This is a genomic window from Brevibacterium ravenspurgense (assembly GCF_001584615.1).
Classification (GTDB): Bacteria; Actinomycetota; Actinomycetes; order Actinomycetales; family Brevibacteriaceae; genus Brevibacterium; species Brevibacterium ravenspurgense.
The window spans coordinates 19,134-44,148 of record NZ_LQQC01000012.1 but is presented as its reverse complement, the minus strand read 5'-3'; the positions used below and the strand labels follow the sequence as shown (position 1 = coordinate 44,148).

16 protein-coding genes and 3 rRNA genes are annotated in these 25,015 nt (G+C 62.0%); 9 read left to right on the top strand and 10 right to left on the bottom strand.

What is annotated here, in order from left to right:
* The first annotated feature begins 38 nt into the window (after positions 1-38).
* On the top strand, positions 39-746 hold the full coding sequence (locus Bravens_RS08860) for an NUDIX hydrolase (protein ID WP_157452740.1): 708 nt from the start codon (positions 39-41) through the stop codon (positions 744-746).
* Positions 747-805: 59 nt separating this feature from the next.
* Here the strand turns inward: Bravens_RS08860 and Bravens_RS08855 are convergent, their stop codons facing one another.
* The 3 genes from Bravens_RS08855 to Bravens_RS08845 are packed head-to-tail and all read right to left on the bottom strand — an operon-like array spanning position 806 to position 4,156.
* Positions 806-1,552, bottom strand: a complete 747-nt coding sequence (locus tag Bravens_RS08855) for a TSUP family transporter (protein WP_019175948.1) — start codon at positions 1,550-1,552, stop codon at positions 806-808.
* Complete coding sequence (locus Bravens_RS08850; protein ID WP_019175949.1) at positions 1,552-2,772, bottom strand: alpha-hydroxy acid oxidase; 1,221 nt, start codon at positions 2,770-2,772, stop codon at positions 1,552-1,554. Before Bravens_RS08850 ends, Bravens_RS08855 begins: the two co-directional genes overlap by 1 nt.
* 52 nt (positions 2,773-2,824) lie before the next feature.
* Entirely contained in the window at positions 2,825-4,156 is a 1,332-nt protein-coding gene (locus Bravens_RS08845; protein ID WP_062022554.1) for an MFS transporter, read from the bottom strand.
* An 85-nt stretch (positions 4,157-4,241) separates the two neighbouring features.
* On the opposite strand from Bravens_RS08845, the gene Bravens_RS08840 reads away from it, so the two are divergent.
* The 8 genes from Bravens_RS08840 to Bravens_RS08805 all read left to right on the top strand — a co-directional run bounded on the left by Bravens_RS08840 (position 4,242) and on the right by Bravens_RS08805 (position 13,917).
* Positions 4,242-4,811: a dienelactone hydrolase family protein gene (locus Bravens_RS08840; RefSeq protein ID WP_062022551.1), complete on the top strand. Its 570-nt coding sequence runs from the start codon at positions 4,242-4,244 to the stop codon at positions 4,809-4,811.
* Between the two features lie 134 nt (positions 4,812-4,945).
* Positions 4,946-5,974 carry a 3-oxoacyl-ACP synthase III gene (locus Bravens_RS08835; RefSeq protein WP_209435923.1) on the top strand — a complete coding sequence of 343 codons (1,029 nt, stop codon included), beginning with the start codon at positions 4,946-4,948 and terminating at the stop codon, positions 5,972-5,974.
* Positions 5,975-6,007: 33 nt separating this feature from the next.
* Complete coding sequence (locus Bravens_RS08830; RefSeq protein WP_062022547.1) at positions 6,008-8,737, top strand: alpha/beta fold hydrolase; 2,730 nt, start codon at positions 6,008-6,010, stop codon at positions 8,735-8,737.
* Positions 8,737-9,711: an NAD-dependent epimerase/dehydratase family protein gene (locus Bravens_RS08825; RefSeq protein ID WP_209435922.1), complete on the top strand. Its 975-nt coding sequence runs from the start codon at positions 8,737-8,739 to the stop codon at positions 9,709-9,711. The genes Bravens_RS08830 and Bravens_RS08825 overlap by 1 nt, the downstream gene beginning before the upstream one ends.
* 301 nt (positions 9,712-10,012) lie before the next feature.
* A complete protein-coding gene (locus Bravens_RS08820; RefSeq protein WP_062022541.1) occupies positions 10,013-10,750 on the top strand; it encodes a hypothetical protein in 738 nt (245 codons plus the stop codon).
* Positions 10,751-10,917: 167 nt separating this feature from the next.
* The gene (locus Bravens_RS08815; protein ID WP_420887655.1) at positions 10,918-11,463 is read left to right on the top strand and encodes a peptidoglycan-binding protein; all 546 of its coding nucleotides are present in this window, start codon (positions 10,918-10,920) and stop codon (positions 11,461-11,463) included.
* Between the two features lie 27 nt (positions 11,464-11,490).
* A complete protein-coding gene (locus tag Bravens_RS08810; RefSeq protein ID WP_244878146.1) occupies positions 11,491-11,850 on the top strand; it encodes an ArsR/SmtB family transcription factor in 360 nt (119 codons plus the stop codon).
* 111 nt (positions 11,851-11,961) lie between these two features.
* Positions 11,962-13,917, top strand: a complete 1,956-nt coding sequence (locus Bravens_RS08805) for an acetate--CoA ligase (RefSeq protein ID WP_062022538.1) — start codon at positions 11,962-11,964, stop codon at positions 13,915-13,917.
* A 94-nt stretch (positions 13,918-14,011) separates the two neighbouring features.
* Here Bravens_RS08805 and Bravens_RS08800 read toward each other — a convergent pair whose 3' ends face one another.
* The 7 genes from Bravens_RS08800 to argH form a co-directional block, all read right to left on the bottom strand.
* Positions 14,012-15,289, bottom strand: a complete 1,278-nt coding sequence (locus tag Bravens_RS08800) for a pyridoxal phosphate-dependent aminotransferase (RefSeq protein ID WP_157452739.1) — start codon at positions 15,287-15,289, stop codon at positions 14,012-14,014.
* Positions 15,290-15,306: 17 nt separating this feature from the next.
* The gene (locus tag Bravens_RS08795) at positions 15,307-16,023 is read right to left on the bottom strand and encodes an SIR2 family NAD-dependent protein deacylase (protein ID WP_062022535.1); all 717 of its coding nucleotides are present in this window, start codon (positions 16,021-16,023) and stop codon (positions 15,307-15,309) included.
* Positions 16,024-16,267: 244 nt separating this feature from the next.
* A 5S ribosomal RNA gene (gene rrf / locus Bravens_RS08790) occupies positions 16,268-16,381 on the bottom strand.
* 120 nt (positions 16,382-16,501) lie between these two features.
* Positions 16,502-19,597: ribosomal RNA gene (locus Bravens_RS08785) — 23S ribosomal RNA — on the bottom strand.
* A 483-nt stretch (positions 19,598-20,080) separates the two neighbouring features.
* Positions 20,081-21,609, bottom strand: a 16S ribosomal RNA gene (locus Bravens_RS08780).
* The 16S, 23S and 5S rRNA genes sit together here, the layout of an rRNA operon.
* Before the next feature lie 518 nt (positions 21,610-22,127).
* A complete protein-coding gene (tyrS, locus tag Bravens_RS08775; RefSeq protein WP_062022532.1) occupies positions 22,128-23,417 on the bottom strand; it encodes a tyrosine--tRNA ligase in 1,290 nt (429 codons plus the stop codon).
* Between the two features lie 110 nt (positions 23,418-23,527).
* Positions 23,528-24,937, bottom strand: a complete 1,410-nt coding sequence (gene argH, locus Bravens_RS08770) for an argininosuccinate lyase (protein WP_062022530.1) — start codon at positions 24,935-24,937, stop codon at positions 23,528-23,530.
* Between the last annotated feature and the right edge of the window lie 78 nt (positions 24,938-25,015).

Below are 25,015 nucleotides of genomic sequence, written 5' to 3'. Positions count from 1 at the left end.
GGCGAATTATGATCGAGTTTCAGCGACAGGGAGGTCTCATGGCTGGCACACCCGTGACTGGGGCTAGTGGCCCAGTGCCGATTCGACCCGCAGTGAGCGTGCTCGCCCTGCGCGGCCGCCCGGCCGGTGGGCTCGAGGTGTTTGTTCAGCACCGCCGCACGAGCATGGACTTCGCTGCAGGTGTTGTCGCCTATCCGGGCGGCAGGGTTGATCTGATTGACTTCTCACGAGGCGCCGCCGACTTCCGCTGCCCTGTTGCCGGGGAGCACGCGCGCCTGTGGGGTGACGCGGTGGATTTGAGTTTCGGTCCCGGTTCGGCGGGGCACCGACCCGGACAGGATGCGGCTGTGCCGGCGGCAGTTCTGTTGGCGGCCGCACTGCGGGAACTCGAAGAGGAAACCGGCGCGGTGGCCGCGCCGGAAGCGTGCGTGCCGTGGGATGTGTGGACCACTCCCCCGGGTTATCCGCGTCGTTTCGACACATTCTTCTATGCACTCAACGCGTCTGATCTGCACTTGGAGAACACGACGACGGAAGCCTCTGTTGGCCGATGGGCTTACACCGGGGATCTTCTGGAGCAGTTCTACGCCGGTGACATTCGCCTGTGGCGGCCCACGTATTCGCTGCTGCGCTCGGTTCACGAACTCGGTGATCCGTCTGAGATCAGCGCGGGGCGGGACATTGTGCCGGACCGGCCGGACAGCAGCACAGCAGATGATAAGCACCACCGGAAGTACGGACTGTAGGAGTTTGCGGTCTGCGTGCGCTGATGGCTGTGCGGCCGTCTGTGCGGCGAGGCCGTCGGCTACAGCAGGACGATGCCGCGGACCACGGTGGCGAGCGCACCGAGGGTCACGAGCACGACGGCCACGCGGCGCATGCCGGCGGCCGACACTCGTCGGGCTGCCGCACTGCCTACGGCAACACCCGCAATGACGGCGGCAACGAGTGCGGTGAAGAACCACCATGGCGGCAGGCTGCCGACAATCCCGACTCCCGCAATGAGCTTCGTGGTGACCGACAGGATGGCCAGCGCCATGAAGGTTGGCTGCATGGTCGCTGCGAAGCTGCGCTGGGGCCAGCGGGACACCCGGGCGTAGATCACCATTGCGGGGGCGGAAACACCCGCCGTCGTGTTGAGGAAGCTGGCTGTGATTCCGGTGGCCGCGGTCAGCGCACTCGATGACACTTGGGGCAGGCGCGGCGCGCTGAAGGTTGTCATGAGCGCAATGAGCACGATGCCGCCGATGAAGATCGTGAGAATCGCCGGGTTGGCATCCCGGACCAGCAGCGCGGCCGGCCACGCTCCCAACACGGCGAAGCCGGCCAGGAATCCGAAGCGCTTCCAGTCGACTTCGCTGAGAACCGCCAGGCCGATCAGCAGTCCGGAGACGATCGTCGCCGTATTCGTGACGAAGACTCCCAGCTGCGGGCCGGCCAGCAGGGTGAAGGCGGGGGCAGCGACCAGGCCGACGCCGATTCCGGAGATCCGCTGAAGAACGGCTCCGCAGAAAACGGCGATGAGGCCGATGACGATCGCTGCCGTTGTCATCAGCCGCGGGTGATCCTGCTGACCATGTCGGGGTTGAGGTCGCGCAGTGACTGTGCGCCCATGAGCTGCATCGACACGATGATCTCCTGGCGCAGCAGGTCGAGGACCTTGTTGACACCCGCCTCGCCGGCGGCCATGAGGCCGTACAGGTAGGCCCTGCCGATGAGCGTGAAGTCAGCGCCGAGCGCCAGGGCGGTCACGATGTCCGAACCGCGCATGACACCTGAGTCGAGGATGATGTCGACATCGTCACCGGCGGCTTCGCGCACCCGCGGGAGCGCATCCAGGCTGATGGGCGCCTTGTCCAGCTGCCTGCCGCCGTGGTTGGACACGACGAGGCCGTCAGCGCCGGCGTCGAGCGAACGACGCGCGTCGTCTTCTGTCAGGACACCCTTGACGAACAGCTTGCCCGGCCACTGTTCGCGGATCCAGCGCAGGTCGTCCATCGACAGTGTGGGGTCGAACATCGAGTTGATGAGGCTGGGCAGATCGCTGGTCTTGCCCGACAGGGTGGCAAAGGACAGCGGGTCGGACGTGAGGAAGTTGAACCACCATTCGGGACGGTAGGACGCGTCGAGAACCGTGCCGGCGGTCAGCTTCGGCGGGACGGTCATGCCGTTGCGGACATCGCGCAGACGCTGTCCGGCCACAGTTGTGTCGACGGTGACGAGCAGAGTGTCGAAGCCGTTGGCGGCCGCGCGCTTCAGCAGGTCCTGGGATACCGCGCGGTCGGCGAACAGGTACAGCTGGAACCACTTGGCGGCAGCCGGCGCTGCCGCGGCAACGTCTTCGATTGAGCGCGTGCCCATGGTCGACAGGGTGAACGGAACGCCGAAGCGCTCCGCGGCGCGGACACCGGCGACTTCGCCCTCGGTCTGCATCATGCGCGTGAAGCCTGTCGGCGCAATTCCGACGGGCAGTTCGAAAGTACGTCCGGCAACCTCCGCGCTGAGGTCGACATCAGCTGAGCCAGCGAGGATTGCCGGTGTCAGTTCGATGTCGTCGAAAGCTTTGCGGTTGCCGTCGTAGGTCAGTTCGGCCTGCGCGGCTCCGTCAACGTAGTCGAAAGCGGCCGTGGGTGTGCGCCGCTTGGCGATCTTCCGCAGATCGTAGATGTCGCCCACGCGGGACAGGCGGGCCCGACGTCGATTGAATTCAACGTCGAACTGCAGGAGCGGAGCAAGGTCAGACCACCGGGGAATACGTCGCGTAACAGCCATAGTCGAATAGTACCCACGGCCCAACCGGCGCTTCGGGTGTGCTCCGGCGAACTCAGACCAGGGTCGAGTTTTCGTTGTCGCCCATCCGCCCGGACAGCAGGATTGCGACAGCCGAGATCAGTCCGCACAGCATGAGGTAGCCGACTGCCAGCCACAGGCCGCCGCCGGCTGCGCTGATGAGCATGGCCACGATCATCGGCGAAAAGCCCGCAATCAACGCCCCGTTGAGTTCGCGCACAAAGGACATGCCGGACAGGCGCACGTGCGCGGGGAACAGGTTGGCAAGCAGGGCTCCCTGCCCGCCCGAGGTCCCGGTGATGATGAGTCCGTAGCCCAGGGCGATCGCCAGAGCGGACGGACCGAATTCGCCGGTCTTGAGCAGCAGGAAGATGGGCCAGCTGAGGACGACCATCATGAGGCTTGCCGCCGCCATGACCTTCGATGCGCCGATCCTGTCGGCAAGCATCCCGCCGAACGGGGTGGTCACCACTGCGACCGCTGAGCCGATGACAACCGCCAGCAGCGCCTGGGGCCGGTCGAGTCCGCCTTCAATGCTGAGCATGAAGCCGATCGAGAACGTGGCGAGCGTGTACTGCATGGCGTTGTGGCCGACGATCGACAGGAAGCCCACCACAATCTGCTTGGGAAAGTTCTTCAGAACGTACTTCAGCGGCATCGTGGTGTCGCGCTTCTTCTGTTCTGCCAGTTCCTGCGCGGCCACATACTCCGGGGTTTCCTCCAGGCGGCGGCGAATGTAGAACGCCACGAGGAACAGGACGGCGGAAACAAGGAAGGGCACGCGCCAGCCCCAGCCGAACAGCTGCTCTTCGCTCAGTCCGCTGACGATGAAGAACGCGGCAGTCGCCAGGGAAATGCCGGCCGGCGGGGCGGCAAGCACAATGCCCGTGAACAGTCCACGCCGGCGCACCGGCACGTATTCGGCCACGAGCGTTACGGCACCGGACAGTTCGGCACCGGCGCCGAAGCCCTGCACAAAGCGCAGGAGGATCAGCAGGATCGGAGCGAGCATCCCAACCTGCGCGGCGGTGGGCAGCAGGCCCATGCCGACAGTCGCGCCGGCCATGAGCACGATCGTGAGGATCATGGCGGCTTTGCGGCCGCGCGTATCGCCCAAATGTCCGATGACGATTCCGCCCAGGGGGCGGGCGAGGAAGCCGACGCCAAAGGTTGCCAGGGCTGCGAAGGTTTCTGCGCTGCTGGCATCGGACGGGAAGAACAGCGGACCGATGATCATGCCGGCGACCGCGCCGTAGAGCGCGTAGTCGTACCACTCGATGATGGTGCCGAGTACGGATGCTGTCACTGCCCTGCGGGCTCCGGGAGTCATCTTCTCCGGGGCCGAGGTGGAAATCGTCTGGGTCATGATCCTCTGTTCTTCTGTGTGTGGGCTGGGCGGCCGGCGCCCTGCCGGCGTGATTATGTCACAGCTCACGTTTAGACTCGGCACCATGGCACAGATCGTTCTCTTCCACTCAGCACTCGGCCTGAACAACGGCATGCACCGCATTGCCGGCGTGTTCTCCGAAGCCGGCCACACGGTGCACATGCCGGACTTCTACGACGGCAATGTCTTCGACAACGTTCCCGACGGCATCGCCTACCGCGACGAGATCGGTTTTCCGGCACTCGCCCAGCGGGCCTCCGGCGCGATTGACGGACTGGGGCTTGAAGGTCCCATCTACTTCGGCGGATTCTCCCTTGGGGCTGCCATGGCGCAGTCCTTCGGCAAACGCCACCCGCAGGCCGCCGGCGCATTTCTGTGCCACGCCGGCGGCGTACCGAAGCCCACGTCGTGGAACGGCGACTGCTGGCTGCAGATGCACTACACGGAAGGCGACGAATGGGTTGATGCTCAGCAGGCTGAGACGCTCATCGAATCCGCCCGGGCCGCCGGCGCGGAGGCTTCCGCACACGTCTACCCCGGCAGCGCGCACCTTTTCGGCGACCCAACCGCGCCGGAATACAGCCCGGAACTGGCACAGAAGATGTGGGACACCATCCTGGCGGCCATTCGCTGACGCCTGCAGTCAGATAGCTGACCCCGGACACGCGGTCAGCGGCCACCCATTAGGATTGATTGGGCACTATTCATTCATCCAACGGAGCCGCGCGCACTTATCGTCCGGCTCTGGGAACCAGGGACTGGACGCTGTTGAACGGAAACACGACGCTTCGGCACGAGAACACATCGCTTCTGAGTGTCTCGGAAGTGACTGCACCCATCGAAGTGACGTCTGCTTTCTACGACGAACAGCTGAAGTCCACGCTTGACCGCTTAGGGCTGCCCGAAGGTCTCCTGCAGCGGGTCGCTGGTGTCGAATCGCGCCGCAACTGGGCAGAGGACTCCGGCGGGTTCGTCGAAGGCGGCATTGCGGCCGGCAAGAAGGCACTCGCTGAAGCCGGCATCGAAGCCCAGCAGATCGGGCTGATGATCAACGCGTCGGTCACGCGTGCCAACCTCGAACCGTCTGTGGCAGTGTCCATTCACGACGGCATCGGACTTCCGTCGTCGGCCATGAACTTCGACATCGCCAATGCGTGCCTGGGCTTCGTCAACGCCATGGCAGTCGCCGCAACCATGATCGAATCCGGCGCCATCGAATACGCGCTCGTCGTGGCCTCCGAAGATGCCTCGAAAGTGCAGCGGGCCACCCTCAACCGCCTGCAGCGCGAAGGAATCACCCGCGCCGAATACCTCGAGGAATTCGCCTCCCTGACCCTGGGCTCAGGTGCGGCGGCCGCCGTTCTCGGACGTTCAGACAAGCACCCTGAGGGCCACCGGATCCTCGGCAGTGTGACGCGTGCGGCCACGTGGAATCACAAACTGTGCGTAGGCGACCACGACGGCATGTTCACCGACACCGCGGGCCTGCTGTCCAACGGCATGCAGCTGGTCACCTCGGCGTGGGAAGAAGCCCACGAAAACGGGTGGGACTGGACCGACATGGACCGCTACATCATGCACCAGGTGTCCGATGTCCACGTCAACGCGATCACGAAGGCCGCGAAGATCCCCATGGACCGGGTTCCGAAGACCTACCCCGAGCTGGGCAATGTGGGCCCCGCGTCTCTGCCGATCACACTTGCCCGCGAAGTCGAGTCGCTCAAGTCCGGTGACCGTGTTCTGGCAATGGGTGTGGGCTCAGGCCTCAACACGTCCATGACGGAGATCATCTGGTAAACACCACCGGCACACTAAGAGGAGAGAAGCTCATTGCCGACTGAAAACAGCCCTCTTCCAGCCGCTGCCGCGCAGCTGCCGCCGAATCTTCCCGAATGGGACCCCCGATGGTCCCGCCTGGTCACGGTCGGCGAGCACACCTTCCACGTTCTCGACACCGCCGATGCACTCAAGGACATCGGTGCAGAACCCGCCGGCACGATCGTCGCCGTACACGGCAATCCCACGTGGTCCTACATGTGGCGCAGACTCGCACAGGCCTCAATCGACCAGGCGCAGGCAGGCGGCACCGCGTGGCGGATCATTGCTCCCGACCACCTGGACATGGGCTATTCGGAGCGTGTTACCCACCCGGTCCCCACACCGCACGGCACCGGCTATTTCCGCCTAGCTGATCGCTTAGGCCAGCTCGACGCACTCATCTCTGAACTCGTCGACGACAGCCTCCCGCTGGTCACACTCGGCCACGACTGGGGCGGGGTCATTTCGCTGGGTTGGGCAGCCCGCAACACCGACCGCATCAGCGCGGCCATGAGCCTCAACACCGCCGTGCACCAGCCGGAAGACGCATCCATCCCGGCACCTCTGCGGGCGGCACTGGCAGGCCCCCTGCTGGCCGGTTCGACCGTGTACACCGACGCCTTCATCCGCACCACCCTGCGCTTGTCGAAGGAGATCTCGGACCCTGTGCGCCGCGCGTACCGCAGGCCCTACGCATCCGCGCAGCGCCGCGGGGGTGTGGGCGGCTTCGTCGCAGACATTCCGGTGGATGAAAACCACCCGTCCTACGCTGAACTGCAGCGCGTCGGCGCTGACATCGCCCGCATGACCAATCCCGCGCTTCTCATGTGGGGTCCGAAAGACCCCGTCTTCTTGGAGCGCTATCTGCGCGACCTTCGCGAGCGCCTGCCGCAGGCGGACATCCACCGTTTTGAGAAGACCTCCCACCTGTTCGTCGAAGACGTCCCGTACTGGGAGACCATCTTCCAGTGGCTTGACGCCAACGTGAGCGGACAGACTGAAGCCCCCTCCACCTCGGCAGAAGAAAGCGGTCCGACCCAAGAAGAGGGCCCCGAACCAGACTTCGTGTTCTCAGCCCTCGATGCCAAGCGGCACGAACGCTCAATCGCCAGCGTCGACATGTCCGCCAAACCGGCCCAGGCCGTGTCCTGGGCGCAGCTGGCAGGTGTTGTCGACAACATTGCTGCAGGGCTGAAGGCCATGGGCCTGCGCAAGGGCGACCGCGTCAGCCTGCTGATCGAACCGGGCAACAACCTCACGGCGGCCGCCTACGCGGTCCTCAAGGTGGGCGGGGTTGTCGTCGTCGCCGACGCGGGCCTGGGGCCTGCCGGCATGACCCGGGCAGTCAAGGCTGCCGACCCGCAGTGGATCATCGGCGAAACTCCGGGGCTGACCCTGGCACGGGCCGGAGGGTGGCCCGGCCGCCGCATCTCCGTTCTGCCGCTGCCGAAGCTGCGCGCGCGAGCGCTGAAGGTCGAAACCTCAATAACGGCGCTGTCGCGGACCGTTGTGCGCGACCGCGACGCAATTGCCGTGCCGGCTCTCGATGACGACGCGGCGATTCTGTTCACCTCCGGCTCCACCGGACCGGCGAAGGGCGTGCGCTACACGCACCGCGGTCTTGGCGAGCTCATGCGCATCCTCGGCGCCGAATTCGATGTGCGTCCCGGCACGGGGCTGGTTGCCGGCTTCGCGCCGTTTGCTCTTTTGGGTCCGGGGCTGGGCGCGGTGAGCGTCACGCCGAACATGTCGGTGACAAAACCCGCCACTCTCACGGCTTCTGCTCTGGCCGATGCCATCATCGAGGCCGGCTGCACCATGGTGTTCGCCTCCCCTGCCGCCTACACGAACGTCGTCAAAACTGCCGGCGCTCTGAGTGATGAGCAGCGCGAGGCCTGCGCGGGCATTGAACTGGCGCTGTCTGCCGGAGCTCCCGTGCCGACCGTGCTCATGGAGCAGATCGCGGAAGTCTTCCCGAACGCGCAGATCAATTCGCCCTACGGCATGACGGAGAGTCTGCTGCTGACCAACATCGACTTCCCCGGCGCCGTCGAGGCCGAGGCGGATGCGGCTGACCCCGAATCCTCAGTTGTCGGCGGGGTCTGTGTGGGAAGGCCGATCGGCCCGGTCGACTTCAAGCTCGCCCCGCTCGATGCCGAGGGCAAACCCAGCGAACACACGATTGCCCTGGAGGACGGCATCGGCGTGCTCAGTGAGTTCGTCGTGTCCGCCGCTCACCTCAAGGACGGCTACGACCGTCTGTGGAAGACCGACGCCGATGCTCGCCGCGATGAGCACGGCGGTGCGAAGGCATGGCACCGCACGGGCGATATCGGCCGTTTTGACGCCAAGGGCCGCCTGTGGCTGGAAGGACGCGTCCAGCACGTAATCGCCGGTCCCGCCGGCCCCATCGGCCCGGGTGCCGTGGAGTCCATTGCCGAACGCACCGACGGGGTGACCCGCTGCGCGGCAGTCGGCGTGGGCCCGGTGGGCACACAGGCTCTCGTCGTGGTGCTTGAACCGGGTGGTCCGCAGGACCTGCAGCCGGGTCTTGCCCCGCAGCCGATCATCGATGACATCCGCGCGGCAGTTCTTGACCGCATGGGCCTCGATGTTGCGGCGGTTCTCGTCGCGCCCGAATTCCCCACTGATATTCGCCACAATTCCAAAGTCGGCCGCTCTGCGTTGGGCGCGTGGGCATCCCGCGTGCTTTCCGGTGCGCCGGTGGGAAGGAGCGTCTGATGAAGGTTCTCATCACCGGTGCATCCGGTCTTCTGGGCAGTTCTACGGCGCGTGCGCTCATTGCTCAGGGCCACGAGGTCACCACTCTGCAGCGCCGTCCCTCCGGAGTTGAGGGCGCGCGTGACATTCAGGGCTCCGTCACGGACATTGAGACTGTTGACCGTGCAGTTGCGGGACAGGATGCTCTCATCCACATGGCCGCGAAAGTGTCGATGGTTGGGGCTCCCGAAGAATTCGAAAAGGTCAACATCGAAGGCACCGCGAACATTGTGGCCCGCGCCCAGCAGGCCGGCATCGGCCGCATGGTGCACATTTCATCGCCGTCGGTTGCCCACTCGGGTGATTCCCTCGTCGGCGACGGTGCGGGGCCTGCCGATCCCGAGGCCGCCCGCGGCGAGTACGCCCGCACAAAGGCCGCCGGCGAACGCCTGGCCCTTGCCGCATCGCACGATGAGTTCCGGGTGCTCGCCCTGCGCCCCCACCTCATGTGGGGCCCAGGTGAACCGCAGCTGACCGAACGGATCATCGACCGCGCTGCCCAGGGCAGGCTGCCGCTGCTGGGCTCGGGTTTGGCGATGGTCGACACCCTCTACATTGACAACGCGGTCGATGCGATCGTCGCCGCGCTGTCTGCAGTCGAGCACACGCACGGGATGGCTCTCGTGGTGACGAACGGCCAGCCGCGCCCGATTGGCGAACTCATGCGCCGGATTGCCGTTGCCGGAGGTTCGGCCGAACCGACCCTGAGGGTCCCCGTGGGTGCTGCGAAGGTCGCCGGCAAGGTCATTGAGAAGGTGTGGACGGCCGGTGATTTCGACGACGAACCGCCGATCACCGAGTTCCTCGCCGAACAGCTGTCCACTGCGCACTGGTTTGATCAGCGGACCACGCACAGTGTTCTGAACTGGACGCCCGCGGTATCGATTGAAGAGGGCCTGAGCAGGGTCGCCGCCCACTACGGCGGAACCGCGTAGATCCTGTCTGCGCGGAGGGGCTCGGCACTTATGCCGGGCCCCTTTTCCATGCCCGGGTACGAGGTGGAGAACGGGACTGCGCGGCACTCGGCACCGCCCTGTCTCACCGACCTCGACACATCCGGGATTTCGGAACTTTGCGCAGGGCAATTTTGGACGCTGAACTACATGAGTGTGTTTTCGCAGGTCACAGATTTACTTACATAGATGTAACGCTTCTGATTTTCCGGCGTGTGAAACTTGACAGATTTTGCGCTACAGTTTCGGGAGCTCGAATCTTCCACTTCCCGAAACGAGGATCATGCGAATCATCTACACCACCGCCACCGCACTCGGCTGTGCAGCGGCAAGCTCCCTCCTCTTTGCAGGACCGGCCAGTGCTCTCAGCGGCAATGTCATTGACCACAACACCCCGCAAGCCGGCAGCAGCGCCCAGAGCGGCGGCTCGGAAGACAGCGGCGAGTACACCTCGGTCGGCGGCCCGGCCACCCAGCACGTGACCCCGGAAGAAGCCGACAAGGCGCGCAAGGCCCAGCAGAAGAAGGCCCCGAAGCCCGCGCCCAAGCCGGCCGAAAAGAAGGCTCCCGCCAAGAAGGCGGCGAAGCCCGGCCCGCAGCCCAAGGGAATCGACCGCGACCAGGCCGAGAACGCACGCATCATCATCGGCGTCGGCAAAGGCGCAGGCATGAGTGACGACGCGATCATCATCGCGCTCATGACCGCCAAGCAGGAATCAGACCTGTACAACATCAACTACGGCGACAGGGACTCCATCGGCCTGTTCCAGCAGCGCCCCAAGTACGCGTGGGGATCGAAGTCGCAGATCATGGACCGCGTGTACTCCGCAAAAGCCTTCTACGGCGTCAACCCGAAGGTGAAGAACCCCGGGCTCAAGCAGATTTCCGGCTGGCAGAAGATGAGCAAGAACGACGCCGCCCAGGCTGTCCAGCGCTCTGGCTACCCGCACCGCTACGCGCAGTGGGAAGGCCTGGCCACCGCACTGCTGAAGGCCAACAAGGACGCACCGGCAATCAGCTGACACGTGCGCTGGGCACTGGCCGCCGCTTGGGGAAGCAGTTCGGCAACTGGTGCCCAAACGCCTAAAGTGAGGACGTGACACGCAGAAAGACACGACGCAGACGGCCAACTGGCCGCAAGGTTCGGCGCCGCACAGGGGAAGGGCGCCGACACCTCCGCAGCACTGTCATGGGCGTGGCCGCCGGACTGTGCGTCCTCGGGCTCTTCGCCGCGGGCACCGCCATCACGGGGACGCTCACCGACCCCGACCAGCGGCAGGCAGCCAAAGAGAAGGTGTCAGAGAAACTGGCCCCCACCTCGGCCTCGGCCCTGGATTCCGGCCAGATGGAAATCGCGCAGACCATCATCGACATCGGGCGCGAACATTCGATACCCGACGCGGGGATCGAGATCGCACTCATGACCGCAATGCAGGAATCGTCATTGCGCAACCTGCCCTACGGTGACCGAGACTCGCTCGGGGTTTTCCAGCAGCGCCCATCCCAGGGCTGGGGAACCGACAGTCAGGTGCTCAGCGTCCACCACGCCACGACCGCGTTCTACGGCGTCAACCCGAAGGTGAAGAACGCCGGACTCACGCAGATCTCCGGCTGGCAGAAGCTGAGCAAAAACGATGCCGCCCAGGCGGTGCAGCGCTCTGCCCACCCTGAGGCCTACGCGAAGTGGGAGCCGCTGGCCGCCGACATCCTCGCGGCCGCGCCGAACAGTCGCTGAAGGCAGGCCTGGAATACACTGGTGCGCATGGCACGTGACGCATACCCGCACCTGAAGTTCGATGACAACGGCGAACCCTGCATTCCAGACGACCTGACGGATGCTCAGGCCATTGAGCTCACGGCCGATATCTTCAAGGTTCTCGCCACCCCGTCGCGCCTGCGGATCCTGCTGGCGCTGTCCCACTCTCCGCTTACGGTGTCGGAACTCGTGCTGCTGACCAACCTGTCGCAACCGCTGGTGTCACAGCACCTGCGCACGCTGCGCAATCAGCGCCTGGTCAGCGTCAAGCGCTCCGGCCGCGAAGCCCACTACGAAGTGACCGACCACCACGTCACCCACATCATTCAGGACGCCCTGGCCCACTCGGCCGAACTCTGCGACTGACTGCCCCTCTCCACTGGTCTGCCCAGCCGGAGGCACGGTCCGAAAACCTCAGGAGTATGGTGGTCTACATCACCGCACTCAACGTGAGGCGCACCACACACAGGGGGCATCATGACCACCGCACACACAGAAAACGCCTACGAAACCGCCGCGCGCCGCGCAGTGGAGGACCGCGAAGCCTTTTGGCTCGAAGCGGCAGAGGGAATCGACTGGGACACCAAGCCCACCCGCGCACTCGACGATTCGCGCGCACCGCTGTACCGCTGGTTCCCCGACGGCGAACTCAACGTCTGCTACAACGCGCTTGACCGCCACGTCGAAGCCGGCCGGGGTGAGGACACCGCACTCATCTACGACTCCCCCGTCACCGACTCCAAGCAGAAGATCAGCTACCGCGAACTGACGGACACCACGGCACGGTTCGCCAAAGTGCTGCAGGACAAGGGCGTCGAAAAGGGCGACCGCGTCATCATCTACATGCCGATGATCCCGCAGGCGGTTGTCGCAATGCTCGCCTGTGCGCGCATTGGTGCGGTCCACTCGGTTGTCTTCGGCGGGTTCTCCGCCCGCGAACTCGCAGTGCGCATCAACGACCTCAAGCCGAAGGCCATCGTGTCGGCTTCCGGCGGCATCGAACCGTCGCGGAAGGTCGAATACAAGCCCATGGTCGATGCCGCTCTTGACGAAGTCGAGCACGTTCCGGCACTCAGCATCGTCTACCAGCGCGACCTGATCCCAGCCGAGGTCAAGGGCGAAAACGCGACCACCGCCTCGGGAGCCCAGTACAGCGAATACTCCTTTGATGAGCTCATGGAGCAGACCCCCACCGGTGCGGCACCCGTGGCCATCAAAGCGACGGACGAACTGTACGTGCTCTACACGTCTGGCACCACGGGCAAGCCGAAGGGCATTGTGCGCGACGCCGGCGGCTACGCAGTGGCGCTGACATGGTCGATGAAGAACCTCTACGACCTCCACCCCGGCCACACGATCTTCTGTGCATCCGATGTCGGCTGGGTGGTCGGGCACTCCTACATCGTGTACGCGCCGCTGCTGTCAGGTGTCACCACCATCGTGTTCGAAGGCAAACCCGTCGGAGTGCCGGATGCCGGCACGTTCTTCCGGGTGGTCGACGAATACGACGTGCGCCTGTTCTACGGCGCCCCGACCGCCATGCGCGTCATCCGCAAGGAAGACCCCGAAGGCGAACTCATGGCCAAGCACCCCATGCACCACCTACGCGCGTGGATCCAAGCCGGAGAGCGCCTCGACCCCGAAACCTACAAGTGGACGACCGAAAAGCTCGCCGAGGCCACTGGCCGGGACATTCCGGTGTTCGACAACTGGTGGCAGACCGAAACCGGGTGGCCGATTGCGGCCAACCCCATCGGCCTGCACGAATACCCCATCAAACCGGGCTCGCCCGCCATGGCGGTTCCCGGCTACGACGTGCGGGTTGTCGACGCTGCCGGCAACGAAATGGAACCGGGTGAAGAAGGCCTCATCATCGTCAGCCTGCCGCTTCCGCCCGGAACGCTCGCAACCGTGTGGGGTGACGACGAACGCTACGTCGATTCGTACCTGTCGTCGATTGAGGGCGCCTACCTCACCGGTGACGGCGGTTGCGTCGACGAAGACGGCTACGTCTACGTCATGGGCCGCACCGACGACGTCATCAACGTTGCCGGCCATCGTTTGTCCGCGGGCGCTCTGGAAGCAGCTGTGGCATCCCACCCGGCGGTTGCCGAATGTGCTGTCATCGGCCTGTCCGACCCGGTGAAGGGCCAGATTCCACGAGCCCTGGTGGTGCTCAAGGCAGGGCACGAAGACGTTGATCACGCAGCACTGGAAAAGGAGCTTGTCGCTCAGGTGCGCGTTGAAGTCGGGCCGGTGGCGGCATTGAAGTCGGCGACTGTCGTCGAGGCTCTGCCGAAGACCCGCTCCGGTAAGATCCTGCGCAAGACAATGCGCGAAATCGCCGAGGGCAAAGCAGACGCGGCTGTCCCTTCGACGATTGAGGACATGGCGGTTCTCGACGCAATCCGCCCCTCGCTGCGCCAGGACTGAACGCTGAGCCGGTTCTGGTGACCCCAGAACCGGCACGAAAAAGGACGAGGTGGAGTTCCACCTCGTCCTTTTTCTCACCTGGTCTGGGCTGCGGTCAGGCCCCGTGGCGGGCCTGGAAGCGCTTGATGCGCTCGAGGGCTTCGACGACGGCCTCGTGACCCGCGGCGAGTGAGATGCGCACGGCCTGGTCGCCGTGGACGCTGTCGAAGTCGCTGCCGGGAGACACGGCCACGCCCTCTTCTTCCAGAAGTGCTGCGCACCAGTCGATCGCATTGGCGAATTCACCGAGCACCGGGGTGATCGTCGCGTACATGTAGAACGCCCCGTCAGCCGGAGCCAGCCCCGTCCATCCGAGTTCGTCAACGGCATCGAGCACGGCCTGGCGGGCGGCAGCGAAGCCCTCAACGGCCTTCGCACCCTCTTCGTAGGCTGACTCTGAAAACGCTTCGACAGCAGCGAACTGGGAGGGCACGGGTGCGCACAGCGTGAGGTTGCCGGCAAGTGCCTTGATAGGTTCGACAAGATCTTCCGGGACGATCATCCAGCCCAGACGCCAGCCCGTCATGCCCCAGTACTTCGAGAACGAGCTGATGACAATCGCCTGGTCAGAGCATTCGACCGCTGTTGTGCCGACGGAATCGCCGAATGTGATGCCGTGGTAGATCTCATCCGAGATCAGGCGCACCCCTTCACGGTCGCACCAGTCGGCGAGTTCCGACATGTGCTCGGCGTCGATCATGGTGCCGGTCGGGTTGGCCGGTGAAGCCACCATGACGCCGGACAGGGGCGCTTTTTCGTGTTCTTCTTCCAGCATTTCGACGGTTGGCTGGAAGCGGACTTCTTCACCGCAGTCGAGCTCGACCACGTCGATGCCAAGTGCCTTGAGGATGTTCTTGTAGGCGGCGTAGCCGGGGCGGGCAAGCGCGACCCTGTCGCCCACGTCAAAGCAGGTGAGGAACGACAGCTGGAAGGCACCGGAAGAGCCCGCCGTGACAATGAACCGGCTGGGGTCAATGTCGATGTCGTACCAGCGCTTGTAATGGCCGGCAAGGGCTTCGCGCAGGGGTGCGATGCCTTCGACTGGCGAATAACCCAGGTCGGTGCCGTCGAGGACAGCGTCAGCGGCGCGTTTGCGGACGGCACTCGGAGCGCCCTGACCGGGTTCGCCCACGCACAGCGAAATGACATCGCGGCCTTCAGCTCGCAGCTGGGCCACACGGCCGAGAATGTCCAGAACCCTGAATCGCTGCACTTTGGAGACGCGGGCCGAAACAGCTTCGCGTGGTTCTGCGCCTGGCGTGTCCTCCCCCAGAGGATCGGCGGTGGCCGCCACGTGAGACAGAGCGGATTTAGATGACGTCGTTGGCTTCATGCCTCTATAGTGCCAGGTCAGCCGAGAAGTTCATCCAAGACCCGCGGCACCGTCTCCTGCAGGTCACCGCGGACCACCTCTTCTGCGTATGGGTCGAATGGTGTTGGCTCGGCGTTGAGGATCATCCCGCGGGCCCCTGCCTCGATTGCCATGGGGAACATGTGCGCCACGGGAGTGACTGACAGTGAGGTCCCGATGGCGATAATCCAATCGCAGTTCTTTGCGGCTTCGAATGCTGCTTCTATGACATCGGTCTTCAGCATTTCTTCGAACAGGATCGTCGTCGCACGGGTGATACCGCCGCACTGAGGGCACGAAGGGTCAGGTTCGCCGTCTTTGACTCGGCGAATCTGATCTTCCATGGGGCCGGTGGCGTCGCAGCCTTCGCATTGCCAGGTGCGCGCGCTTCCGTGGACTTCGAGCACTGTGTCCGGACTGGAGCCAGCCAGGACGTGCAGACCGTCGGTGTTCTGGGTGACGACTGCTTTGACGTCGGCCTGTTCTTCAGCTTGCGCAATGCGGTGGTGAGCTTCTGTTGGCGATGCTGCCCAGATGCCCGATTCAAGGCGCATCTGCCAAGCGCGTTCACGCACTTCGGGACTTTTCAGGTACCAGGACAGGGTCGACATGCGCTCTGCAAGAGGATCACGCGTCCACACACCCTGTGGGCCGCGAAAGTCGGGTATGCCGGCAGCTGTGCTCAGACCGGCTCCGGTTAGAAAGGTGATGCGCACTGTTTCTCTCCTCACGTCGCACCTTCCAGCCTACTGCGGCGAATAAGACACGGGTGAGGGTCATGTGAGCGTGCAGACAAAAACACCCCAAGCACGCTGGGATACTCGGGGCGCAAAAGGAAGAGGCGCCAGCGGCGCTCATGAAAAAGTCTCTGTAAATGGGTGAAGGCCCTGCAGGTGCCCCGGGGAGCAAATCAATGCTCAACCCTCGGGGGCGACCTGTCAGGGCCTTCGTTATGGGTGATTGCGGCAGTGTCTTACTCTCCCACACATGTGTGCAGTACCATCAGCGCTGTCAGGCTTAGCTTCCGGGTTCGGAATGGGGACCGGGCGTTTCCCTGACGCTTTTACCACCGCAAAATCTTTGGGTGTTGTTATTCAGTTAGTTAAGTCATTTTGTGGACGCGAACAAACAGTGATTGTTTGTTGGTGTTTGTTGTGTTACTCGCCTTGGCACCCCACACAATGGTGTGGGTTGTTGGGTGAGTGATTGGTGTATTAGTACCAGTCAGCTGCGCACATTGCTGTGCTTCCACATCTGGCCTATCAACCCAGTCGTCTACTGGACACCTCAGGGGAAATCTCATCTTGAAGCAGGCTTCCCGCTTAGATGCTTTCAGCGGTTATCCTTCCCGAACGTAGCCAACCAGCCATGCACCTGGCGGTACAACTGGCACACCAGAGGTTCGTCCGTCCCGGTCCTCTCGTACTAAGGACAGCCCTTCTCAGATTTCCTACGCACGCAGCGGATAGGGACCGAACTGTCTCACGACGTTCTAAACCCAGCTCGCGTACCGCTTTAATGGGCGAACAGCCCAACCCTTGGGACCGACTCCAGCCCCAGGATGCGACGAGCCGACATCGAGGTGCCAAACCATGCCGTCGATATGGACTCTTGGGCAAGATCAGCCTGTTATCCCCGAGGTACCTTTTATCCGTTGAGCGACCACGCTTCCACAAGCCATGGCCGGGTCACTAGTCCCAGCTTTCGCTCCTGCTCGACACGTCCGTCTCACAGTCAAGCTCCCTTGTGCACTTACACTCACCACCTGATTGCCAACCAGGCTGAGGGAACCTTTGGGCGCCTCCGTTACTCTTTGGGAGGCAACCGCCCCAGTTAAACTACCCATCAGGCACTGTCCCTGGACCCGATCAGGGTCCGAAGTTCAGGAATCCACTATGGCCAGAGTGGTATTTCACCAATGACTCCACACACACTGGCGTGCATGCTTCACCGTCTCCCACCTATCCTACACAAGCCACACCGAACACCAATACCAAACTATAGTGAAGGTCTCGGGGTCTTTCCGTCCTGCTGCGCGTAACGAGCATCTTTACTCGTAATGCAATTTCGCCGAGTTCGCGGTTGAGACAGCAGAGAAGTCGTTACGCCATTCGTGCAGGTCGGAACTTACCCGACAAGGAATTTCGCTACCTTAGGATGGTTATAGTTACCACCGCCGTTTACTGGGGCTTAAATTCTCCGCTTCGAACCAAGGTTCTAACAGATCCTCTTAACCTTCCAGCACCGGGCAGGCGTCAGTCCGTATACATCGACTTACGTCTTCGCACGGACCTGTGTTTTTAGTAAACAGTCGCTTCTCTCTGGCCTCTGCGACCACCACCAGCACATCCAACCGCAAGGGTTGTTCACCGGGGTGGTCCCCCTTCTTCCAAAGTTACGGGGGCATTTTGCCGAGTTCCTTAACCACGATTATCTCGATCGCCTTGGTATTCTCTACCTGACCACCTGAGTCGGTTTAGGGTACGGGCAGTTTGAACCTCACGTCGATGCTTTTCTTGGCAGCAGAGGATCACCGGATCACCCCACCACGTGTGGGGCGCCCATCAGCTCTCAGCCCTAGTGTGTGGCGGATTTGCCAACCACACGGCCTACAACCTTAGACCGCGACAACCATCGCACGGCCCGGCTACCTTCCTGCGTCACACCTGTTAACACGCTTACCTACAAAACCCTCAGGTCCCACCACCACACACCACACACACTCCAAAGGAGTCTGTTGCGGGTGTGGCACTGGTTAGTATCAGATTCTTCGGTATGGACGGTTCTTCACTGGTACGGGAATATCAACCCGTTGTCCATCGACTACGCCTGTCGGCCTCGCCTTAGGTCCCGACTAACCCAGGGCGGATTAACCTAGCCCTGGAACCCTTGGTCATTCGGCGGACGGGTTTCTCACCCGTCTTTCGCTACTCATGCCTGCATTCTCACTCGTATAGCCTCCACCACTGAATCACTTCGCAGCTTCACCGGCCACACGACGCTCCCCTACCCAAAAACACCCGAGTTATCGGTTGAACATGTTTTTGCCACAACTTCGGTGGTGTGCTTAAGCCCCGCTACATTATCGGCGCGGAATCACTTGACCAGTGAGCTATTACGCACTCTTTCAAGGGTGGCTGCTTCTAAGCCAACCTCCTGGTTGTCACTGCAACTCCACATCCTTTTCCACTGAGCACACGCTTAGGGACCTTAGTTGATGGTCTGGGCTGTTTCCCTCTCGACTACGAAGCTTATCCCCCGCAGTCTCACTGCCACGCTGACTTCACGGCATTCGGAGTTTAGCTGACGTCAGTAACCCTCGCGGGCCCATCAGTCATCCAGTCGCTCTACCTCCGCAAAGCACCACGTAACGCTGCACCTAAATGCATTTCGGGGAGAACCAGCTATCACAGAGTTTGATTGGCCTTTCACCCCTAACCACAGATCATCCCCCCAGTTTTCAACCTAGGTGGGTTCGGGCCTCCACGCCGTCTTACCGGCGCTTCACCCTGCCCATGGCTAGATCACTCCGCTTCGGGTCTAGGACACACGACTGACCGCCCTGTTCGGACTCGCTTTCGCTGCGGCTTCCCCACACGGGTTAACCTCGCCACATGCCTCTAACTCGCAGGCTCATTCTTCAAAAGGCACGCCATCACCCCACAAGAGGACTCTGACGGATTGTAGGCACACGGTTTCAGGTACTCTTTCACTCCCCTCCCGGGGTACTTTTCACCATTCCCTCACGGTACTATCCGCTATCGGTCACCAAGAGTATTCAGCCTTACCAGGTGGTCCTGGCAGATTCACACGACATTCCACGAGTACCGTGCTACTCGGGCACCAACACACACAAACCAGCACAGTTTCAGCTACGGGACTCTCACCCACTCCGGTCAGGCTTCCCAACCTGTTCACCTACCACACTGCATCCATGCCCCAGCCATGCTGAACTAGGACGATTGGCCCCACAACACCGCGCATGCAACACCAGCACGCTTGACACACACACGGTTTAGGCTCTTCCGCGTTCGCTCGCCACTACTAACAGAATCATTATTATTTTCTCTTCCTATGGGTACTGAGATGTTTCACTTCCCCACGTCACCCCCAACAAGGCTATACATTCACCCTGTGGTCACTACGCACAACACGCAGCGAGGTTTCCCCATTCGGACACCCTCGGATCACAGCTCGTTTACCAACTCCCCGAGGCTTATCGCAGATTACCGCGTCCTTCATCGGCTCTTGATGCCAAGGCATCCACCATGCGCCCTTGAACACTCACCACCCCACACAGGCACACACAACCCCAAAAGGCTCACATGCACGTCAGGGTGACAAGACGAATAACACAAGAAACACAAAAACAAACAAAATCACAACAACCACACACAAACGCGCGTGGCTGCCAGATGCTCGCGTCCACTATTCACAAAACAAACAACCACCACACACCCGAACCACCACCCCCAACACAGGGAACAGCAATCCATGGCAGTGGAAAGAGACAACAACCACACACCCCACAAGAGCGTGCAGGCCTGTTCTCCCACAACCCAACAGCGTGCCTGCCCACACCCACACACCACACACAAGCACTCCATCCACGAGCACCCTGAGCAGTACGTCAGTGCAGAAGTTTCGCAGTGTTCCACCCATGAGCACCCCACACACCCACCATGGATGTCAGGGCTTACCACAACACACCCCACAACCAACCACCAAGTGACAGTGGTTTTTAGGAGTGTGTTTGTATGTGTTGCTCCTTAGAAAGGAGGTGATCCAGCCGCACCTTCCGGTACGGCTACCTTGTTACGACTTAGTCCCAATCACCGGTCCCACCTTCGACGGCTCCCCCCCCACAAGGGTTAGGCCACCGGCTTCGGGTGTTACCGACTTTCGTGACTTGACGGGCGGTGTGTACAAGGCCCGGGAACGTATTCACCGCAGCGTTGCTGATCTGCGATTACTAGCGACTCCGACTTCACGTAGTCGAGTTGCAGACTACGATCCGAACTGAGACCGGCTTTAAGGGATTCGCTCCACCTCACGGCATCGCCACCCTCTGTACCGACCATTGTAGCATGCGTGAAGCCCAAGACATAAAGGGCATGATGATTTGACGTCATCCCCACCTTCCTCCGAGTTGACCCCGGCAGTCTCCTATGAGTTCCCACCATCACGTGCTGGCAACATAGAACGAGGGTTGCGCTCGTTGCGGGACTTAACCCAACATCTCACGACACGAGCTGACGACAACCATGCACCACCTGTACACCAGCCCCGAAGGGCGCACCTATCTCTAGGCGATTCCAGTGCATGTCAAGCCTTGGTAAGGTTCTTCGCGTTGCATCGAATTAATCCGCATGCTCCGCCGCTTGTGCGGGCCCCCGTCAATTCCTTTGAGTTTTAGCCTTGCGGCCGTACTCCCCAGGCGGGGAACTTAATGCGTTAGCTACGGCGCGGAATCCGTGGAATGGACCCCACACCTAGTTCCCAACGTTTACGGCATGGACTACCAGGGTATCTAATCCTGTTCGCTCCCCATGCTTTCGCTCCTCAGCGTCAGTAACAGCCCAGAGTCCCGCCTTCGCCACCGGTGTTCCTCCTGATATCTGCGCATTTCACCGCTACACCAGGAATTCCAGACTCCCCTACTGCACTCCAGTCTGCCCGTACCCACTGCACGCGCACCGTTAAGCGGCACGATTCCACAGCAGACGCGACAAACCACCTACGAGCTCTTTACGCCCAATAATTCCGGACAACGCTTGTACCCTACGTATTACCGCGGCTGCTGGCACGTAGTTAGCCGGTACTTCTTCTGCAGGTACCGTCACCCAAAGGCTTCTTCCCTACTGAAAGAGGTTTACAACCCGAAGGCCGTCATCCCCCACGCGGCGTCGCTGCATCAGGGTTTCCCCCATTGTGCAATATTCCCCACTGCTGCCTCCCGTAGGAGTCTGGGCCGTGTCTCAGTCCCAGTGTGGCCGGTCGCCCTCTCAGGCCGGCTACCCGTCGTCGTCTTGGTAGGCCATTACCCCACCAACAAACTGATAGGCCGCGAGCCCATCCCCAACCGAAAAACTTTCCACCACCCAACATGCGAAAGATGGTCATATCCGGTATTAGACCCAGTTTCCCAGGCTTATCCCGAAGTCAGGGGCAGGTTACTCACGTGATACTCACCCGTTCGCCACTCATCCACCCAGTGCAAGCACCAAGCTTCAGCGTTCGACTTGCATGTGTTAAGCACGCCGCCAGCGTTCGTCCTGAGCCAGGATCAAACTCTCCACTAAAAACAAAAAGAAAGATAAGATCCCAACCAAAAGAAAACTGACAAGAACAAAAACAACACCAACAACACCAAACAGTGCAGCCAGCATCATCCTGCTACAAATCAAAAAATTCCATGGCCAGAAACAAAAAAATCTGGCACCACGAAACAAACAAACACGCTATTGAGTTGACAAAGAACAGACACCAAAACCTTTCAGCCCGCTGTTGCGAACCTTCCGGAGTTGTGATGTTCAGGCCGAGGTTTCAAACCGTTAATCTCAGGTTTCCCTGCGACCGGGTCTCTACTCTACCTTGCGGATTTTCAATCTGCAACTCGCTTCTGTGTGAAGCTTGCCACTCTGATCTTTCCGCTTGAGTGCGCTGCCTTCCTTGGACTGCCCAGCCAGCTGCCTGATTTGGCTTCTGAACTGCAGTTGGGCTTGCGCCCTCCCGTTTTGGCAACGAGGGATAACTTAATACACAAGAGGGAGCGGATGCAAATCCGCTCCCTCTTCCAGTCTGTGTGGACTCTGGCAGGTCAGTTATCGCGCACGATCACGGCACCGAGAGTGCGCTTGCCCCGGCGCAGCAGAGCAGCCGATCCCCCGTCAATCGGAAGGAGCTGCTGACCGGTGAGAGGCACCTCGGCATCCGAGACCCGCTCGTTGTTGATGTAGGCGCCGCCATCTTTCACGGCACGGCGTGCATCGCCCTTCGACTTGACGATTCCCGATCCTGCAAAAGCGTCGGCGACGGAAAGGCCCGCCGTGATCGCGGAGCTGTCGACCTCGAGGTTTGGCAGCGAAGCAAGAGCCGAGCCCAGCGTCGAGGGGTTGAGCTCGCTCAAGTCACCGGTGCCGAAAAGCGCCGCCGCTGCAGCGAAGGCCTGATCGGATTCTTCCTTGCCGTGCACGAGCGTTGTGACGTCTTCAGCAAGCGTGCGCTGCACAAGACGCTTGTGAGGTTCAGCCTGGAACTGCTCGATGATGTCTTCGATTTCATCCAGCGGACGCAGAGAGAACACCCGGAGGTACCCCGGCGCATCGGCGTCTGCCGAATTGAGCCAGAACTGGCTGAAGGCGTACGGCGAGGTGAGCGAAGGGTCCAGCCAGACGGTGCCGGATTCGGTCTTGCCGAACTTGGTGCCGTCAGCCTTGGTGATCAAACGCGTAGACATAGCGTGCACCGACTTGCGCTCAACACGGCGAATGAGGTCTACACCGCTGGTGAGGTTGCCCCACTGGTCCGAACCGCCGGTCTGCAGCGTCACACCGTAGCGGCGGTGGAGTTCGAGGTAGTCGTTGCCCTGCAGCAACTGGTAGGCGAACTCGGTGAACGAAATTCCGTCTTCCGACTTCAAGCGAGCGGCAACGGCTTCCTTGGCCAGCATGCGGTTGACGGAGAAGTGCTTGCCGACATCGCGCAGGAAGTCCAGCGCCGAAATGTCTTTGGTCCAGTCAAGGTTGTTGACCATGCGGGCCGCGTGCGGACCGTCGAAGTCGAGGAAGCGCTCAATCTGCGAGCGAATCTTCTCGACCCAGCCTTCGACGACTTCGCGGTCGTTCAGAGTCCGTTCCCCCGACATGCGCGGGTCGCCGATCAGACCGGTTGCACCGCCGACCAGCATGAGCGGGTTGTGCCCGGCCATCTGCAGACGGCGCGCAACGAGCACCTGCACCAGGTTGCCCATGTGAATACTGGGCGCGGTCGGGTCAAAGCCAACATAGAACGTCAGCGACCCGCCGTTGAGAGCTGCTCGAAGAGCATCTTCGTCGGTTGTCTGCGCGGCAATTGCGCGAGCCTGGAGGTCGCTGAGGACGTCAGTCACTTTTGGCCTTTCTGTTTCTGCTTTGTGGGAGCTTGGGCTCCACAGGGCATTCTACGTGTACAGAAACGGCCGCGTGCTGAAGGTGCACGCGGCCGCTGTGTCGAGGTTGGTCAGCTCTGGGCGAACTCGCTCAGGCGACGCAGCTCGACTCGCGCGTTTTCCAGCTGGGTCTGCACTGCACTGCGAGCGGTTCCGCCCTTCGCACTGCGCGAATCGACAGAGCCCAGGGTGCTGAGCACTTCGCGCATCTGCGGGGTGAAGTGCTCGGAGATTTCGGCGTAGTCGTCATCGCTGAGATCCCACAGCTCAACACCGCGGTCTTCGGCTTTCTTCACGGCGGCGCCGGAAAGTTCGTGTGCCACGCGGAACGGCACACCTTCGCGGACCAGCCATTCGGCAATATCGGTTGCCAGCGCAAAACCACGCGGAGCCAGCTGCGCCATACGCTCAGTGTTGAACTCTGCCGTTGCGACCATGCCGGCAAAGGCGGGCAGCAGGAGCGTAAGGGTGTCGACCGCATCGAAGATCGGCTCCTTGTCTTCCTGCAGGTCGCGGTTGTACGCCAGCGGCTGAGCTTTGAGTGTGACCAGCAGGCTGGTCAGGTCGCCGATGAGCCGACCCGCCTTGCCGCGGGTCAGTTCGGCTACATCGGGGTTCTTCTTCTGCGGCATGATCGACGAGCCGGTCGAATAGTTGTCCGACAGCTTGATGAACGAGAACTCGTTGGTGTTCCAGACGATGATCTCTTCGGACAGACGTGAAAGGTCAACTCCGATCATGGCGGTCACCCACGCGAACTCGGCAAAGATGTCACGGCTGGCAGTGCCGTCGATCGAGTTCTCGGTCGAGGTGGGGAAACCGAGCTCTTCAGCCACGGCCTGCGGGTCAAGTCCGAGCGACGAACCGGCAAGAGCGCCCGAACCGTAGGCGGACACCGCGGCACGCTTGTCAAGGTCCTTAAGTCGTTCAACATCGCGCATAAGCGGCCACGCGTGGGCCAGCAGGTGGTGGGCCAGAAGAACAGGCTGGGCGTGCTGCAGGTGCGTACGGCCGGGCATGGGAGCATCCGGGTGGGCTGCCGCCTGGGCAATGAGCGCCTCGACAACAGCGAGCACCTGCTGCGCGATGACGCGCGAAGAATCGCGAACGTACATCCGTCCCATCGTGGCGATCTGGTCATTGCGGCTGCGACCGGCGCGCAGCTTGCCGCCGAGCTCGGTTCCGGCGATCTCGAGCAGACCGCGTTCAAGGGCAGAGTGAACATCCTCGTCAGATTCAACGGGAGTGAACTCCCCCGACTCGACCCTGCGGCCGAGTTCGTCGAGAGCCTTGAGCATCCCCTCGAGCTCGGCTTCGTCAAGCAGACCGGCCCGGCGCAGAACGCGAGCGTGAGCACGCGAACCGGCCAGGTCGTACTGGGCCAGACGCCAGTCGAAGTGGGTCGACTTTGAGAGCTTTGCCAAGTCGTCGGCGGGGCCGGAGCCGAATCGTCCGCCCCACAGGCTTACACGTTCTGTCACGTCACAATCCTTTCTGCACACCGTGCGATTTCGCCGCGGCCCGGCCCGTCGAGTCCCTTCAAACCGACCGGGCCGCGG